We start from the raw sequence: 16,240 nt of genomic DNA on the forward strand, positions 1-16,240 counted from the left end.
TGTGAGCGATAACTCACTGCAACATTGAAGCACCAGATTGCCTCCCGAGAATCAACCAGATTGAGGGAGACTGTCATGACGTCCTTTGCAGTGAGTACCCGCCGCAAATTCCTTCTTGGAACCGGCGCAACCGCACTTGCCACAGCCGTGAGCGGGCTTGCCATGCCCGCCATCTCGCGGGCTTCTTCACGCCCGGTGTTCACCCATGGTGTTCAGTCTGGTGATGTTGATACGACAAGCGGCATGATCTGGACCCGCACCGATCGACCGGCAAGGGTCGAGTTCGAGATTTCAACCACCGAGAGCTTTGCCAGTCCCGTGCGGCTGCCCACCATGGACGCGCTGCCGGAGAGCGACTTCACCGTAAAGCGGCTGCTCGAAAACCTCGCTTCCGATCAGGAAGTTTTCTACCGGATGAGGGCCGTTGACCTGAACGACGTCTCGGCTGGTTCCGAGCCGATTATCGGCCAGTTCCGCACGGCTCCGTCTGCCCGCCGTGACATCCGCTTTGCCTGGTCCGGCGATACGGCCGGTCAGGGCTGGGGCATCGACGAGACCGGCATGAAGACCTATGCCACCATGGCGAAGCACCGCCCGGATTTCTTCCTCCACTCGGGCGATACCATATATGCCGATGGCCCGATGGAAGATGAGGTTACGCTGAAGGACAGCAGTGTCTGGAAAAACACCGTACTCATCGACGAAAAGCGCAAAGTCGCCGAAACGCTGGACGAGTTCCGCGGCCAGTGGAAATACAACATGATGGACGATCACGTTCGCGCGCTGAACGCCGTCTGCCCGACCTTCTTCCAGTGGGATGACCATGAAGTGGTCAACAACTGGTCGGCCTCCAAGGATCTTTCGGAAGACGACCGCTACACCGAAAAATCGGTAGCGCTGCTGCAGGCGCGTGCGGCGCGCGCTTTCCACGAAATGACGCCGATCCGCTACACCCCGGCAGAGCCCGGCCGGGTCTATCGCAAGATCGCCTACGGGCCGATGCTCGATGTCTTTTTCCTGGACATGCGCTCCTACCGTGCCGCCAATTCGGAAGGCCTCCAGGAAGCCGCCGGCGAGGAAACCCGCTTCCTTGGTGACGAGCAGATCCGCTGGCTGAAGCGCGAACTCGCCAACTCCCGCGCCACATGGAAGGTCATTGCCGCCGACATGCCGATCGGCCTCGTGGTGCCTGATGGTGACAGGATCGAAGCCATCGCCAATGGCGACAATGCCGCCCCGAAAGGCCGTGAGTTCGAGATCGCCGATCTCCTGCGCTACATCAAGAATGCCGGCATCGAAAACACGGTCTGGTTCACCGCCGACGTGCACTATACGGCCGCGCATTACTACAATCCCGACAAGGCCGCGTTCCAGGACTTCAAACCGTTCTGGGAGTTCGTTTCCGGCCCGCTTCACGCCGGCACGTTCGGGCCCAACAGGCTCGATGGCACATTCGGACCCGAGCTCAAATATGTAAAGGCTCCAAGCGAAGAACAGGGCGCCAACCTGCCGCCCTCCGCCGGGTTCCAGTTCTTCGGTCTCGTCGACATCGACGCCGCCTCGGAGCAGATGACGGTGCGCCTCATGGATCGTGACGACAACGAACTCTACAAGGTGACGCTCGATCCAGTACGCTCTGCCTGATCGGGGCTGCCGATCCATCAACCGGGGTCTCTGGCCCCGGTTTTTTCTTGCGCATATTCGAGAGATTAAGCCAACAGTTGGCTCAAACTACCAAATTGTTAGAACAGCATGCCCAATTGGTCGCAGTTTGCGAAATTGAATCTTCCTCGTATCGGCACTAACTATTTTGTATCGCAAGGACGCACGGAGAGCATGATGGACCATACGCACACGCCTCGGGAAGCCGATGCAGCGGTAAAAACCGCTTATGCAAGGCCGGACGTGACCGTCTTCTTCGACAAGCGCACCTCCTCCGCCCAGTATGTCGTTGCCGACCCGGCGACCGGAAAATGCGCCATCATCGATCCTGTGCTGGATTTCGACGAGAAATCCGGAAATACCTCAACGGAACACGCGGACAGGCTCCTCGCTTTTATACGAGAAAAGGATCTGGAGCTTGAATGGATACTCGACACGCATCCCCACGCCGACCATTTCTCCGCTGCAAGCTATCTTAAGGAGAAGACGGGCAGGCCTACTGCGATTGGCGAGAAAGTCGTCGAGGTCCAGAAGCTCTGGAAGGCGATCTACAACTGGCCCGACTTCAAGGCAGACGGCTCGCAATGGGACAGGCTTTTTGCCGATGGTGACACCTTCACGATCGGTTCGCTGCCGGCAAAAGTGATGTTCTCGCCAGGTCACACACTTGCCTCCATCACCTATGTGATCGGTGATGCCGCCTTTGTTCACGACACGCTGTTCATGCCCGATTCCGGGACGGCCCGCTGCGACTTCCCCGGCGGCAGCGCCGAACGGCTCTGGACGTCCATTCAGGATATTCTCAGCCTGCCTGACGAGACTCGCATCTTCGTCGGTCATGATTATCAGCCGGACGGGCGCGAGCCCCGCTTCGAAAGCACCGTTGCCGAGCAAAAGGCGACCAACAGCCACATCTCGAAGTGCAGGACGCAGGCAGAATTTGTCGCCATGCGCGAGGCGCGCGACCAGACCCTCCCCATGCCCAAGCTTATCCTGCATGCGTTGCAGGTAAACATCAACGCAGGGCAGCTTCCTGCGCCGGAGGCCAACGGCAAACGCTATCTGAAGTTTCCGATAAACGCGCTGGAAGGCGCAAGCTGGGGCTGAACGCGACCGGGTCTTGCCCGGCATTGGCACTGCACACTTTCGCAATTGCGAAAAAACCTGTATGAGCGCGGCAACGCAACTGGCCGCGCCATGCCTTTCGCGCGCCTTCCGACCCCAAAGAGCACATATGAAACTGCGCAATATTGCGATCATCGCCCACGTTGACCATGGGAAAACGACACTCGTTGACGAGCTTATGAAGCAGTCCGGCGCCTTTCGCGACAACCAGCGTGTTGCCGAACGGGCAATGGACTCCAACGATCTCGAAAAAGAACGCGGCATCACCATTCTGGCGAAAGCCACCTCGGTGGAATGGAAAGATACCCGCATCAACATCGTCGACACACCGGGACACGCCGATTTCGGCGGCGAGGTGGAACGTATTCTTTCCATGGTGGATGGCGCCGTGCTTCTGGTAGACGCGGCCGAAGGCCCGATGCCGCAGACCAAATTCGTTGTCGGCAAGGCGCTGAAGGTCGGCCTCAAGCCGATCGTCGCCATCAACAAGATCGACCGCCCGGACGCCCGTGCCGACGAAGTGATCAACGAAGTGTTCGACCTCTTCGCCGCGCTCGACGCTACGGACGAACAGCTCGATTTCCCGATCCTCTACGGATCGGGCCGCGACGGCTGGATGAACTACGAGCCCGAAGGTCCCAAGGATCAGGGTCTTGCCCCGTTGTTCGATCTGGTGCTCAAGCATGTGCCCGAGCCGACCACCGAGCCCGGCCCCTTCCGGATGATCGGCACCATTCTGGAAGCCAACCCGTTCCTCGGCCGCATCATCACCGGCCGTATCGCCGCCGGCTCCATCAAGCCGAACCAGGCCGTGAAGGTGCTGCATCACGACGGCACACTTCTCGAAAACGGCCGCATCTCCAAGATCCTCGCCTTCCGCGGGCTTGAGCGCCAACCCATCGAGGAGGCCCATGCGGGTGACATCGTCGCCATTGCGGGGCTATCCAAGGGCACCGTCGCCGACACGTTCTGCGATCCGTCGGTCACCCAGCCGATGGAAGCACAGCCTATCGATCCACCGACTGTGACCATGAGCTTCATCGTCAACGATTCGCCGCTGGCCGGCACCGAGGGCGACAAGGTGACAAGCCGTGTGATCCGCGACCGTCTCCTGAAGGAAGCTGAAGGCAATGTTGCGCTGAAGATCGAGGAAGCCGACGACAAGGATTCCTTCTACGTCTCCGGCCGTGGTGAACTCCAGCTCGCCGTTCTCATCGAAACCATGCGCCGCGAGGGCTTCGAGCTCGCCGTCTCACGTCCCCGTGTGGTGATGCAGAAGGACGACAGCGGCCAGCTCCTTGAGCCCATCGAGGAAGTGGTCATCGACGTGGACGAAGAGCATTCCGGCATCGTCGTGCAGAAGATGTCGGAGCGCAAGGCCGAGATGATCGAGTTGCGCCCCTCCGGCGGCGACCGCCAGCGCCTTGTCTTTCACGCGCCCACGCGCGGCCTGATCGGCTACCAGTCGGAGCTTCTGACCGACACGCGCGGCACGGCCATCATGAACCGGCTGTTCCACGATTATCAGCCCTACAAGGGCGAGATCGGCGGCCGCGTGAACGGCGTCCTGATTTCCAATGACGATGGTGAAGCGGCAGCCTATGCCCTGTTCAACCTTGAAGACCGCGGCCCGATGGTGATCGACGCCGGCGTGAAGGTTTATCACGGCATGATCATCGGCATTCACTCCCGTGACAACGATCTGGAAGTGAACGTTCTGAAGGGCAAGAAGCTCACCAATGTCCGCGCCTCCGGCAAGGACGAGGCCGTGAAGCTGACCCCGCCGATCCGCATGACACTGGAGCGCGCGCTTTCCTGGATCCAGGACGACGAGCTGGTTGAGGTGACGCCGAAGTCGATCCGCCTGCGCAAGCTTTATCTCGATCCACACGAGCGCAAGCGCTTCGAGAAAAGCCGCGCCGGCGCGGCTTGAGGTCGACTTCCACATGAGCCCGCACTTGCCTTGCGGGCTCAAAACGGATGAGGGTTACTGAGGACGGTCAGTAGGCTCACCATTGAAATGTCGAGGTGACAGAGCGGTGGGCGGTTGATCCTCGCGGACGATACACCTTTCGAGCCACTGCCACGGCCCAGTAACCCTGAGCTCGTCGAAGGGCGAGGGTGCCAGGTGCAGCCGTCAACACATCCCACCATCCGGGTTGACAGTTTCCATACATAGCGCCCTAATCTCCCCCGTTTTCGTGGAGGAGCTCCCCAATGGATCCTGCATTCCTGCTCACGGCGCTTGTCGTCGTGCTCATTCCCGGCACTGGCGTCATTTATACGCTGGCCATCGCGCTTGGGCGTGGCGGACTGGCATCCATTTCGGCCGCGTTCGGCTGCACGCTCGGCATTCTGCCCCATATCGCAGCCGCGATCCTCGGCATCGCCGCCCTGCTGCATGCCAGTGCGATGCTGTTCCAGATCGTGAAATTCGCCGGGGTGCTTTATCTCCTCTGGATGGCATGGGGCGCGCTGAAGGAGAACGGCATGCTGAATGCCGAGCCAGACCGCAGCGCGATCCCGCATCGGGCGATCATCCGCCGCGGCTTCCTGATCAACATTCTGAACCCAAAGCTCTCGATCTTCTTTTTGGCCTTCCTGCCCCAGTTCATTCCCGCCGAAAGCGCCCTGCCCGCGCTCGACATGGCGTGGCTGGGCTTCATCTTCATGGCGATGACCTTCGTCGTCTTCGTGCTCTATGGGCAGATGGCTTCGCTCGTGCGCGGCAGGGTCCTGTCGAGCCCGACCATCATGAAATGGCTGCGGCGTTCCTTTGCGGCAGCCTTTGCCGCGCTCGGCCTGCGTCTGGCGCTCTCCGCGAGGTAGAACAATGGATATCTCCGCCCTCATCATCTTTGCCGGTGCGTTGCTTGTCGCTGCCGGCTCTCCCGGCCCCAGCATCGCGGCGCTGGTCGCCCGCGTCATCACGCGCGGCTGGCGCGATGTGCTGCCATTCCTGGCCGCCATGTGGATCGGCGAGGGGATCTGGCTCTCCTTCGCCATCCTAGGCCTCGCCTATGTGGCGGAAACCTTCCACATGGCGTTCGTGGTGATCAAATATGCAGGCGTGGCCTATCTGCTCTATCTGGCCTGGAAGATGTGGACCGCACCGGTGGAAGCAAGTGACGAAGCCCTGCCCAATGCTGGTTCGCGTCTGCGTCTCTTCTTCACCGGCATGGCAGTGACACTCGGCAATCCGAAAATCATGATGTTCTATCTGGCGCTGCTGCCCACCATCATCGATGTCGCCTCGGTAACGCTGATCGGCTGGGCGGAACTGACACTCACCATGGTGGTTGTTCTGGTGGCGGTGGATGCCGTGTGGGTGCTTGCGGCAACGCAGGCACGAAGACTGCTCAAAAGCCCGCGCGCCATGCGCATTGCAAACCGCACCAGCGCCTCGATGATGGCGGGTGCGGCGGCGGCCATCGCCACGCGCTAGAGCGGTTCAGAGCTTTACTGAATCGGTAGGGATTCCCGGATTGCTGATTTTGTGATTCAAGATGCTGGCTGGGAAGGAGGCCAGCATCTGATGACAGCACCTCTATCCAATGATCTTCGTGAGCGCGTTGTCGGAGCGCTCGAAGGCGGCGAGAGCTGCCGGTCTGTCGCGGCCCGTTTCGGGGTTTCTGTTTCCTCGGTCGTGAAGTGGCATCAACGCTACCGGGCTACCGGCTCGGTGGCGCCCGGCAAGATGGGTGGGCATCGCAAGCGCGTTCTGGAACCGCATCGGACATTCATCGTCGAGCGTATCAACCAGACATCGCATCTGACGCTGCACGGGCTGAAGGATGAACTGGCGGCGCGCGGGGTGAAGGTGTCGCACGACACGGTGTGGAACTTCCTGCGCCGTGAGGGGCTTCGGTTCAAAAAAAACACTGTTCGCCCTTGAGCAGGCCCGCGCCGACACTGCCCGCAGGCGGCGGCGCTGGCGATCCTTTCAGGCGGATCTCGATCCACACAAGCTGGTGTTCATCGATGAAACGTGGATCAAGACCAACATGGCCCCGCTGCGCGGCTGGGGACAGAAGGGCAAGCGCCTGCGCGGCTTCGCCCCGCACGGCCACTGGCGCACGCTGACCTTCCTCGGCGCGCTGCGCTGCGACCAGCTGACGGCGCCTTGCGTCTTCGATGGACCGATTAACGGGCAGTGCTTCCGCGCCTATGTCGAACAGCAGCTCGTGCCTGTGCTCAGACCTGGTGACATCGTCATCATGGACAATCTCGGATCGCATAAAGCTGCGGCCATCCGTCAGGCCATCAAGGCCGCTGGAGCAAGGCTCTGGTTCCTACCACCCTATTCCCCCGACCTGAACCCCATCGAGCAGGCCTTCGCCAAGATCAAGCACTGGATGCGACAGGCCCAGAAGCGCACCATCGAGGATACATGGCGACACATCGGCCATCTCATCGCGACGATCCAACCAACCGAATGCAGAAACTATCTCGAAAACGCTGGATACGCTTCCGTCAAAAACTGAAACGCTCTAGAGCATCGGACCGAAAGGTGGAACCCGGTTTTCGGATTATTCCGATGCTCCATCCATAGTCTGAATCGTCCTTTGTGCGTCCGGATGGACGCACGGCGATCTAGAGCAACCACTCGATCCAGCGGCCATGGAAGTCGCAGCGCGCCAGATCGCGGCGCGTGCCGGTCGGCCACAGCGTGAGTGAAACCAGCGCGAATGGCTCATTCGTGTCCGAGGGTTCCATGCGCAGCCATGCGATGGGTGGACCGCCTGCCCGGCCAGCCGTTTCAAGCGCGGTCTCTATACGGGCCCGCGTTTCATGGCGAAGGTATTGCCACATGATCGAATGGAAAAGCACCGTGACCCGATCGGGCCGGCGGGCGGCAAGCGCGGCCTCCACAAAGTCAGCGGCATCCGCCTTTTCCAGTGCGAACGGCGTCTCGTTTGCCAGTTCCATGGCCGCACGCAGGCGGGAAAGCCGCGCCTCCTGATCGGCCCACACATAGGAGGTTAATCGCAACCGCTGATCATCCCGCGACACGTCGATGGGCGCGATGTCGCTCCCCTGGCGCGTGGCGATATCCAGCACCCCCGACAGGTCCGGTGCTGACCCGCGCGTCTCAGGCGCCAGCCTCACGGGAGAAGCGGGGTCGCCCCATGCGCTATCGCCATAGCGGTAGTGAAAGCGGTCAAACAGAAGGTTGAGCCCTGCACTCGAGCCGATTTCATAAAGGTCGAGCGGCAGGCCGATTTCCCGCACGATGGCGAGAAAGCCCGGCAGAAACATCGCCGAACGACCGATCTCATTGGTCTGTGGTGCGCTGTCCAGATTCGCGCAAAGGCGCTGGTCATGGCGCGCAATGGCCGCGCTCACGGCCTCCCGAAGCTCATCAGGTGAAGCCGCGTTCGGTGGATAGACCCCGGCAAGTGCGGCATCCTCACCCGCAAGAACGAGCGCATGAAGCCCGCCACACAGACGCAGCGCCAGCGCATCCTCCCCGGGCTCGCCCGGCCAGCCGAGCACCCGCGCGCCGGTGGCGGCCTCGCGGTCCAGGATTTCAGGCAGAAGGCGGCACAGTCGCGCCGTAAAAGGAGAGCCCATGCGATCACAGGCCTGCGCCTGCTTCTCGAAATGCGCGCTGATATGGGTCGTCATACATCCCTCCTGTTCGTTGGGATGAAAACCCTAGCATGCGTTTCACGGCACCTTTGCTGCAACGCAGCAATTCATCTGGGCCAATGAACAGGGCGTGGCCGATCAGCCCGCCGGGCGCACCGCCAGAGCCTTTTCGATCTCCGGCATCAGGTCGTTGCGGATGCTCTCGGGCGTGAACGGTCCCACATGTTTGTAGCGGATCGTGCCATCGGGACCGACGAGAAAGGTTTCGGGAACGCCATAGACGCCCCAGTCGATCGCCGCGCGGCCGTTCTGGTCAACACCGATGACATCGTACGGATTGCCGAGATCGCCAAGAAACCGGCGGGCGTTTTCCGGCTTGTCCTTGTAGTTGAGCCCCGCAATCACGACGCGCTCATCCGTGGCGAGTTGCATCAGCAGCGGGTGCTCCTGACGGCATGGCAGACACCAGGAACCCCAGACATTGACCAGCGTGACCCGGCCGCTGAACGCATCTGAAGAAAGGCCGGGCAGGTTCATGTCCTCAAGCGGGGGAAGATCGGTCTGCGGCGCGGCGCGGCCAATCAGTGCGGATGGCACCACAGACGTGTCCTTGCCGGAGATCAGCTGAACCAGAAAGACCGCCGAAAGCGCCAGAAAGAGAAGAAGCGGCAGCAAAAACAGGACGAGCCGCGAACGTGCCGGTTTGTCGCTCGTCACGCTCATTTCTTCGGCGCCTTGCGGTCCGAGCGGCGACGAATACCGCGTTCCTCAAGCTCCTTGAGCTCGCGCTTGCGACCAGCCTGATCGATCAGGATCCACAGGCCAAGCCCCGCGATTACCAGCGCCGAGATCCCGTAGGCGGCGAAGACATACGCTGCGTGAGTCATCGTGCTGCCCTTTCTGCTGCCCGCGCCGAAAGCCGGCGCATGGCAACAACACGACGGCGCCAGATGTCCGCACGCATCGCCATCAGATGCAGCGTGACGAAAAGCAGTGTAAAGCCCAGCGCACAGATGAGCAGCGGCCACAGCAGCGAGGCGTGGATTGTTGGCCCATCGAGACGGAACACCGAGGCCGGTTGATGCAGCGTGTTCCACCAGTCCACCGAGAACTTGATGATCGGTATGTTGACGAAGCCGACGAGCGTGAGGATTGCCGCGGCACGCGCCGAACGGCCGGGATCGTCCATGGCCCGCGTCAGGGCAATGATGCCGAGATACATCAGGAGCAGGATGAAGACGGAAGTGAGCCGTGCGTCCCAGACCCACCACGTGCCCCACATGGGCTTGCCCCAGACGGAGCCCGTAAAGAGCGCCAGCGCCGTGAAGGCCGCGCCGATGGGAGCGGCGGCTTTCAGCGCCACATCGGCGAGCGGATGCTTCCACACAAGCGTTCCAAGCGCGGAAATGGCCATAAGCGAATAGCAGAACATGGCGAGCCAGGCGAACGGCACATGAATATACATGATCCGCACGGTAATTCCCTGCTGGTAGTCTTCAGGCGCGGCAAACGCCATGTAGAAGCCGACAGCCAGAACCGCCAGTGCGAGACCGCCCAGCCACGGCACGAGGCTATCGGCCAGCGCGAGAAACCGCGTGGGGTTGGCGAGCGCCGTCAGGCGACCGGAGAGCGTCGAGGCTTGCGGCGTGGCGTTTGTCATGCCTGAACCCATAGCGTTGCGTGTCCTGTTCCGCAATCGAATCGATTGCCGCACATCAGTCGCCGCCCCAGCGCAGTGCAAGGGAAGCGGCCAGCGGCCCGATGACGGCAAAGAACAGCATCAGCGCGGCAAGAATGAGGAAAGGCGGCAAAAATGGATCGGGGTCGGCCACCGCCCCGCGCGCCGCCGCCACACCGAAAATCAGAACCGGGATGGTGAGCGGCAGCACGAGCACCGAGACCAGAAGCCCGCCACGCGGCAGCGCCACGGCAAGGGCCGCCCCAACGGCGCCAATGAAGGTGATGGCCGGCGTGCCGACGGCCAGTGTCGCGGTCGCCGCGAGAATGCCCGCCGGCTCGACATTCATGAAAAGGCCGAGCAAGGGCGTCACCACCACCAGCGGCAAAACATTGACGGTCCAGTGCGCGCAGCATTTTACAAACACGGTCAAAGCCCTCATGTGCCGGCTGTCGGCCAGAAGCATCAGGTCCAGAGAGCCGTCCTCACGGTCAGCCTGGAACAGGCGCTCAAGCCCGAGAAGACCGGCAAGCAGAGCACCGATCCAGAGAATTGCCGGGCCGATGCGCGCCAGAAGATTCAGATCCGGCCCGACGCCGAAAGGTATGACGGCGACAACGGCAAGAAAGAAAAGCACCCCTGTCAGCGCGCCGTTCCCGGTGCGCACGCCAATCTGCAACTCGCGTCGGAAAAGCGCTAGCATGGTGCAAACCGGGATGGTTGCTGTTTGAGGTGGCGCACGTCCTGCATCATCAACCCGCAGCCTCCCCCATTTTCAGCTCCCGCGCACCCTTCAGGCCAAGCGGCAGATGGGTGGCGGCCACGATCATTCCGCCATCTTCGAGATGCACGCCCATGAGGTCGGCAAACTGCGCGTCGGATGCCTTGTCGAGGCCGGATGTCGGCTCGTCAAGCAACCAGACGGGCCGATAGCTCACCAGAAGCCGCGCGATGGAAGCGCGCCGTCTCTGCCCCGTGGACAGATAACCGAACGGCAAATGGCCGATATCGCCCAGCCCCACCATCTCCAGCGCCTCGAATGGCGGCAGATGAGGCTCGCCCATGAACTCCTGCCAGAAGCGCAAATTCTCCTCCACACCGAGCTCTGCCTTCATCGCATTGCGGTGGCCGAGATAGTGGCAGGCGGACGCGACATCCGGAAACGCATCGCCGCCGCCGGAAAACTGCACCTTGCCCTCCGCGGCTGGCAAGAGGCCGCAGATCACGCGCAACAGGGTGGATTTTCCGGCGCCATTTGGCCCCGTAACCGTGAGCGCCTCGCCTTCACCCAGCGTGAAGGAAATGCCGGAGAACACGGTTTCGCCGCCGCGCTCACCGCCAAGCCCCTCGGCAGCAAGCCGCATCATGTGGTCGTCCTTCGGCAAAGAGATGGTCCTGAATTTTTTACGAGATGGCAGATTTGCCATTTCTCACTCTAGAACTCTTCTACAAAATTCTCTATATCCGCCTCAACCACGCCAGCGGTCGGCGTGTAACTCTTTGTGCCGATACCCGCGCGCGCGCCGCCTTGAACGGCCGGGACGCTTGGGGGCGGACAGCGGAAATGACCGTACCCGCACCTTTTGCGCGTGATGCCTCGAGGAGTCCGTTCCCGTTTCGGATAGCAGAACAGGATAGGATCGCCCGTGACCAAATCTCTAGACAGTTTCAATTGCCGTCGCACCCTCCAGGTGGGGGATGCGGAGTATGTTTATTTCGACCTCAAGGAGGCCGAGAAAAACGGTCTCGAAGGCATTTCCCGCCTGCCCTTCTCCATGAAGGTGCTGCTTGAAAACCTGCTGCGCAACGAAGACGGACGCTCGGTCACCAAGTCCGATATCGAAGCGGTCGCGGCATGGCTCGACGACCGCGGCACGGCCGGCCACGAGATCGCCTACCGTCCGGCCCGTGTGCTCATGCAGGATTTCACCGGCGTTCCTGCCGTGGTGGATCTCGCCGCCATGCGCGACGCCATGGTTTCGCTCGGCGGCGACCCGCAGAAGATCAACCCACTGGTGCCCGTCGATCTCGTCATCGACCACTCGGTCATCGTCGATGAATTCGGCACACCGAAGGCCTTCGCGCGCAATGTCGAGCTGGAATACCAGCGCAATGGCGAGCGCTACCGCTTCCTCAAATGGGGTCAGAAGGCGTTCAAGAACTTCCGCGTCGTGCCGCCCGGCACCGGCATCTGCCACCAGGTGAACCTTGAATATCTCGGTCAGGCCGTCTGGACGAAGGATGAGGACGGCAAGACGATTGCCTATCCTGACACCTGCGTCGGCACCGATTCGCACACGACCATGATCAACGGTCTCGGCGTGCTCGGCTGGGGCGTTGGCGGCATCGAGGCCGAAGCGGCCATGCTCGGCCAGCCGATCTCCATGCTCCTGCCCGAAGTCATCGGTTTCAAGCTCACCGGCAGGCTGAAGGAAGGCGTGACGGCCACCGATCTGGTGCTCACCGTCGTGCAGATGCTGCGCAAGAAGGGCGTTGTCGGCAAGTTCGTCGAGTTCTTCGGCGAAGGCCTCGACCATCTGACGCTGGCAGACGCAGCCACGATCGGTAATATGGGTCCGGAATACGGCGCTACCTGCGGCTTCTTCCCGGTCGATTCGGAAACACTGAACTACCTCAACGTCTCCGGCCGCTCGAAGGAGCGCATCGCGCTCGTGGAAGCCTACTGCAAGGCGCAGGGCATGTTCCGCGAGACAGGCACCGAGCATCCGGTCTTCACTGACACGCTCGAGCTTGACCTTGGCGAAGTCGTTCCGTCAATGGCTGGCCCGAAGCGTCCCGAAGGCCGCATCCCGCTCGAGAACATTGCATCCGGTTTCGCCGAATCGCTCGAGAAGGAATACAAAAAGGATCCGTCCACACTCGAACAGCGCTGGAAGGTTGAAGGGGAGGACTACGACCTCGGCCACGGTGACGTGGCGATTGCCGCCATCACCTCCTGCACCAACACCTCGAACCCAAGCGTGCTGATCGGCGCCGGCCTTCTCGCCCGCAACGCCAACCGCCTCGGCCTCAGGCAGAAGCCATGGGTGAAGACCTCGCTCGCCCCCGGCTCGCAGGTGGTTGCCGAATATCTGGAGAATTCCGGCCTGCAGAAGGAACTCGACCAGATCGGCTTCAACCTCGTCGGCTTCGGCTGCACGACCTGCATCGGCAACTCCGGACCGCTTCCGGCCCCGGTCTCCAAGACCATCAACGACAAGGGTCTGATCGCTGCCGGCGTTCTCTCCGGCAACCGCAACTTCGAAGGCCGCATCTCGCCGGATGTGCAGGCCAACTACCTGGCTTCGCCGCCGCTGGTCGTCGCCTACGCGCTCGCCGGTTCGGTCACCAAGGACCTGACAAAGGAACCAATCGGTCAGGACAAGGACGGCAACGACGTCTATCTGAAGGACATCTGGCCCTCCAATCAGGAGATTCAGGAGTTCATCCAGAAGAACGTCACCCGCGATCTTTTCGAGAAGAAGTATGCCGAGGTCTTCACCGGCGACGAGAACTGGCAGGCCGTACAGGTGCCGGAAGGCGAGACCTATGCATGGGACGACAAGTCGACCTATGTGCAGAACCCGCCCTACTTTGTCGGCATGAAGAAGACGACCGGCGATGTGAGTGACATCAAGAATGCACGCATCCTCGGCCTGTTCGGCGACAAGATCACCACCGATCACATTTCGCCCGCCGGTTCCATCAAGGCACAGTCGCCAGCCGGCAAGTACCTGATGGACAATGGCGTGGGCGTGGCCGACTTCAACCAGTACGGCACGCGCCGCGGCAACCATGAGGTGATGATGCGAGGCACGTTCGCCAACATCCGCATCCGCAACCACATGCTGGGCGAAAACGGTACCGAAGGCGGCTACACGATCCACTATCCCTCCAAGGAGGAGATGTCGATCTACGACGCAGCCATGGAATACCGCAAGGAAGGCGTGCCGCTCGTTGTGTTCGCCGGCGGCGAATATGGCAACGGCTCCTCGCGCGACTGGGCTGCCAAGGGCACCAACCTGCTCGGCGTCCGCGCCGTCATCTCCGAGAGCTACGAGCGCATCCACCGCTCCAATCTGGTTGGCATGGGCGTCATTCCCTTCGTCTTTGCCGACGAAGGAACGAGCTGGTCAAGCCTCGGCCTGAAGGGCGATGAGACCGTCACCATCGACGGGCTGGAGACCATCAAGCCGCGCGCCACGGTGAACGCGAAGATCACCTTTGCCGACGGTTCGGTCAAAGAGGTTCCGCTTCTGTGCCGTATCGATACGCTGGATGAGCTTGAATACTTCAAGAATGGCGGCATCCTGCAATATGTGCTGCGCGACCTGGCCGCCTGACGGGGCCACGCAGACGCGATGATCAGACCGCCGGCGGAAACGCCGGCGGTTTTTTTTCGCCTGAAGACGCTCCGCCAATCGGCTCACCGGAACGTGACTTCTTGTTGAGGCTCGCTCGCTCCTATAGTTCTGAAACAAAGCAATGTTCGCTTCAATTTCCACACGGAGAGCGCATGTTCCGGCTCTGGACACCAGGCCATTTCACGGCACTGGCTTTAGGCTTACTCGCCGCCATTGGCCCAGCGGAGGCGGAGAACACGGGTCGCCCGATCGGTGTTGTAGAACTCTTTACGAGCCAGGGGTGCAACTCCTGCCCTCCAGCGGACGCGGTTCTCGATGAGCTCGCCTCCCGTAAAGATGTCGTCGCACTCGCCTATCACGTCGACTACTGGGACTATTTAGGCTGGCGCGACGCACTCGCACGCCCCGCCAATTCTGAACGGCAACGAAAGTATGCCGGCACCCTTCAGAAGAGTTCGGTTTACACCCCTCAGGCTATTGTCAACGGCCACCGTGATATGAATGGCGCCAATCGAGCCGAGGTCATGTCGACGCTTGAAGCGCTGGCAGGAACGGCAGCTGGGCTCCAGGTGGATCTGTCTCTGGAAGACACGGGTGACAGCATCATTGTCAGCGTTGGCTCATTGCCTGAAGGCCTTGAGGACAAAGACATCAGCGCACATCTGGTCTTTGTGGATTATACACCAGAAAGCACCGTGGAGATTCGAGCCGGCGAAAATCGCGGGCGCACAATCCAGTATCGCAACGCGGTCAACCGCATTCAGACCATCGGCATGTGGGACGGCACCGCCAGGAAATTCGAAATGCCCAGGTCGGAGCTGATCCAGAAGGGCAATGGCTGCGCATTGCTGCTCCAGCGTGTCGATGGAAGTGGCTTGCCCGGCGCAATACTTGGCGCCATCGCACTCAACCCATAACACCCGCCAAAGGTTCACCGATGAAAGGCTGGTCCCAAAAGAAAAACCGGTGCTGACTCATTCAGCACCGGCTGTATTCCTTTGGGACCGTTGCCTTGCTCGGGCGTCCGAGAGTTGGTTCGATCCGGTCATGACCCCGAGGGCGGGGGGGCTTGGGGTTTTCGGGATCCGTGTCCGGACCGAACCGTCTCAGGCAACGTTCGGATCGTTGCGGCACAATGGGGCGTGAGCTTGAACAAAATGCGGCAAGAAAAAGGCACGCCATCACCAATTCCGACAAACGGTCCCGATTTGTGACTACCGGCTAAGAGATGAGGCTTGCAGAGCACGTATTCATACGTCGGCAAAAGATGTGGACGGATATAACCACTCCGATACCCCGGTCATCAAGAAGGATGACGCACGCCCGCAGGCCCCGTCGCGCCGCCCATCACGGGTCTCGGCAATGTGGGCTTGCAATTCCGTCTATGGCGGGCGAATCTTCCCTTGTCACCAAATCGTCATGAGGTATCGCCAATGACCGATTACGGCAGCGCCAGGGAGGATAGGGAAGGGTCCGGGATACTGATCCCGCTGCACGAGGCACGCAGGGTACGTTCCGACCTCCCCGTAACCTTCGAGCGGCGCGAATTGGATCAAATTCTGCGCATCTATGGCCGCATGGTCGCCGCGGGTGAATGGCGTGATTATGCCATTGATCATCTCAGGGACCGGGCCATCTTCTCCGTCTTCAGGCGAACCAGCGAGGTCCCGTTGTTTCAGATTGTCAAAGACCCCAAACTGACACGGAAGCAGGGTGCCTACAGCGTCATCGCTGCCACCGGCGCGATCCTGAAGCGCGGGCATGAACTGGCCCGTGTCCTGGCGGTGTTCGACAAAAAGCTGAAACTCGTTACCTAGAC

15 protein-coding genes are annotated in these 16,240 nt (G+C 61.0%); 9 read left to right on the forward strand and 6 right to left on the reverse strand.

Going from position 1 to position 16,240, the window contains the following annotated elements; genetic code table 11:
* The first annotated feature begins 75 nt into the window (after positions 1-75).
* From HF949_RS02660 to HF949_RS02685, 6 genes are all read left to right on the forward strand, one after another.
* Positions 76-1,644: an alkaline phosphatase D family protein gene (locus tag HF949_RS02660; RefSeq protein ID WP_292898172.1), complete on the forward strand. Its 1,569-nt coding sequence runs from the start codon at positions 76-78 to the stop codon at positions 1,642-1,644.
* A gap of 195 nt (positions 1,645-1,839) precedes the next feature.
* Positions 1,840-2,769, forward strand: a complete 930-nt coding sequence (locus tag HF949_RS02665; RefSeq protein ID WP_441338397.1) for an MBL fold metallo-hydrolase — start codon at positions 1,840-1,842, stop codon at positions 2,767-2,769.
* Between the two features lie 127 nt (positions 2,770-2,896).
* On the forward strand, positions 2,897-4,720 hold the full coding sequence (gene typA, locus HF949_RS02670) for a translational GTPase TypA (protein ID WP_292898174.1): 1,824 nt from the start codon (positions 2,897-2,899) through the stop codon (positions 4,718-4,720).
* A 284-nt stretch (positions 4,721-5,004) separates the two neighbouring features.
* Positions 5,005-5,616, forward strand: coding sequence for a LysE family translocator (locus tag HF949_RS02675; protein ID WP_292898175.1), 612 nt, complete (start codon positions 5,005-5,007; stop codon positions 5,614-5,616).
* Between the two features lie 4 nt (positions 5,617-5,620).
* Positions 5,621-6,232: a LysE family translocator gene (locus tag HF949_RS02680; RefSeq protein WP_292898176.1), complete on the forward strand. Its 612-nt coding sequence runs from the start codon at positions 5,621-5,623 to the stop codon at positions 6,230-6,232.
* Positions 6,233-6,322: 90 nt separating this feature from the next.
* A protein-coding gene (locus tag HF949_RS02685) for an IS630 family transposase (protein WP_292894608.1) occupies positions 6,323-7,271 on the forward strand; the annotation gives its coding sequence in 2 pieces (ribosomal slippage) (positions 6,323-6,658 and positions 6,660-7,271; 948 coding nt in all).
* A gap of 109 nt (positions 7,272-7,380) precedes the next feature.
* Here HF949_RS02685 and HF949_RS02690 read toward each other — a convergent pair.
* The 6 genes from HF949_RS02690 to ccmA all read right to left on the reverse strand — a co-directional run bounded on the left by HF949_RS02690 (position 7,381) and on the right by ccmA (position 11,421).
* Complete coding sequence (locus HF949_RS02690; protein ID WP_292898177.1) at positions 7,381-8,415, reverse strand: DUF2332 domain-containing protein; 1,035 nt, start codon at positions 8,413-8,415, stop codon at positions 7,381-7,383.
* 102 nt (positions 8,416-8,517) lie between these two features.
* Positions 8,518-9,102 carry a DsbE family thiol:disulfide interchange protein gene (locus HF949_RS02695; protein ID WP_292898178.1) on the reverse strand — a complete coding sequence of 195 codons (585 nt, stop codon included), beginning with the start codon at positions 9,100-9,102 and terminating at the stop codon, positions 8,518-8,520.
* Entirely contained in the window at positions 9,099-9,266 is a 168-nt protein-coding gene (gene ccmD, locus HF949_RS02700; protein WP_007010672.1) for a heme exporter protein CcmD, read from the reverse strand. Before ccmD ends, HF949_RS02695 begins: the two co-directional genes overlap by 4 nt.
* Positions 9,263-10,051, reverse strand: a complete 789-nt coding sequence (locus HF949_RS02705; RefSeq protein ID WP_404934165.1) for a heme ABC transporter permease — start codon at positions 10,049-10,051, stop codon at positions 9,263-9,265. The genes ccmD and HF949_RS02705 overlap by 4 nt, the downstream gene beginning before the upstream one ends.
* Positions 10,052-10,094: 43 nt before the next feature.
* A complete protein-coding gene (gene ccmB / locus HF949_RS02710) occupies positions 10,095-10,760 on the reverse strand; it encodes a heme exporter protein CcmB (RefSeq protein WP_292898180.1) in 666 nt (221 codons plus the stop codon).
* Between the two features lie 49 nt (positions 10,761-10,809).
* The gene (ccmA, locus tag HF949_RS02715; RefSeq protein ID WP_292899971.1) at positions 10,810-11,421 is read right to left on the reverse strand and encodes a heme ABC exporter ATP-binding protein CcmA; all 612 of its coding nucleotides are present in this window, start codon (positions 11,419-11,421) and stop codon (positions 10,810-10,812) included.
* A gap of 282 nt (positions 11,422-11,703) precedes the next feature.
* Here ccmA and acnA point away from each other — a divergent pair, with 282 nt between their 5' ends.
* The 3 genes from acnA to HF949_RS02730 all read left to right on the forward strand — a co-directional run bounded on the left by acnA (position 11,704) and on the right by HF949_RS02730 (position 16,238).
* Positions 11,704-14,400, forward strand: coding sequence for an aconitate hydratase AcnA (gene acnA / locus HF949_RS02720; RefSeq protein ID WP_292898181.1), 2,697 nt, complete (start codon positions 11,704-11,706; stop codon positions 14,398-14,400).
* Positions 14,401-14,573: 173 nt separating this feature from the next.
* Positions 14,574-15,338, forward strand: a complete 765-nt coding sequence (locus HF949_RS02725) for a DUF1223 domain-containing protein (protein ID WP_292898182.1) — start codon at positions 14,574-14,576, stop codon at positions 15,336-15,338.
* A gap of 516 nt (positions 15,339-15,854) precedes the next feature.
* Positions 15,855-16,238 carry a DUF2794 domain-containing protein gene (locus tag HF949_RS02730; protein ID WP_292898183.1) on the forward strand — a complete coding sequence of 128 codons (384 nt, stop codon included), beginning with the start codon at positions 15,855-15,857 and terminating at the stop codon, positions 16,236-16,238.
* Positions 16,239-16,240: the final 2 nt, after the last annotated feature.

It is taken from the genome of Nitratireductor sp., assembly GCF_017794765.1.
Lineage (GTDB): Bacteria > Pseudomonadota > Alphaproteobacteria > Rhizobiales > Rhizobiaceae > Nitratireductor.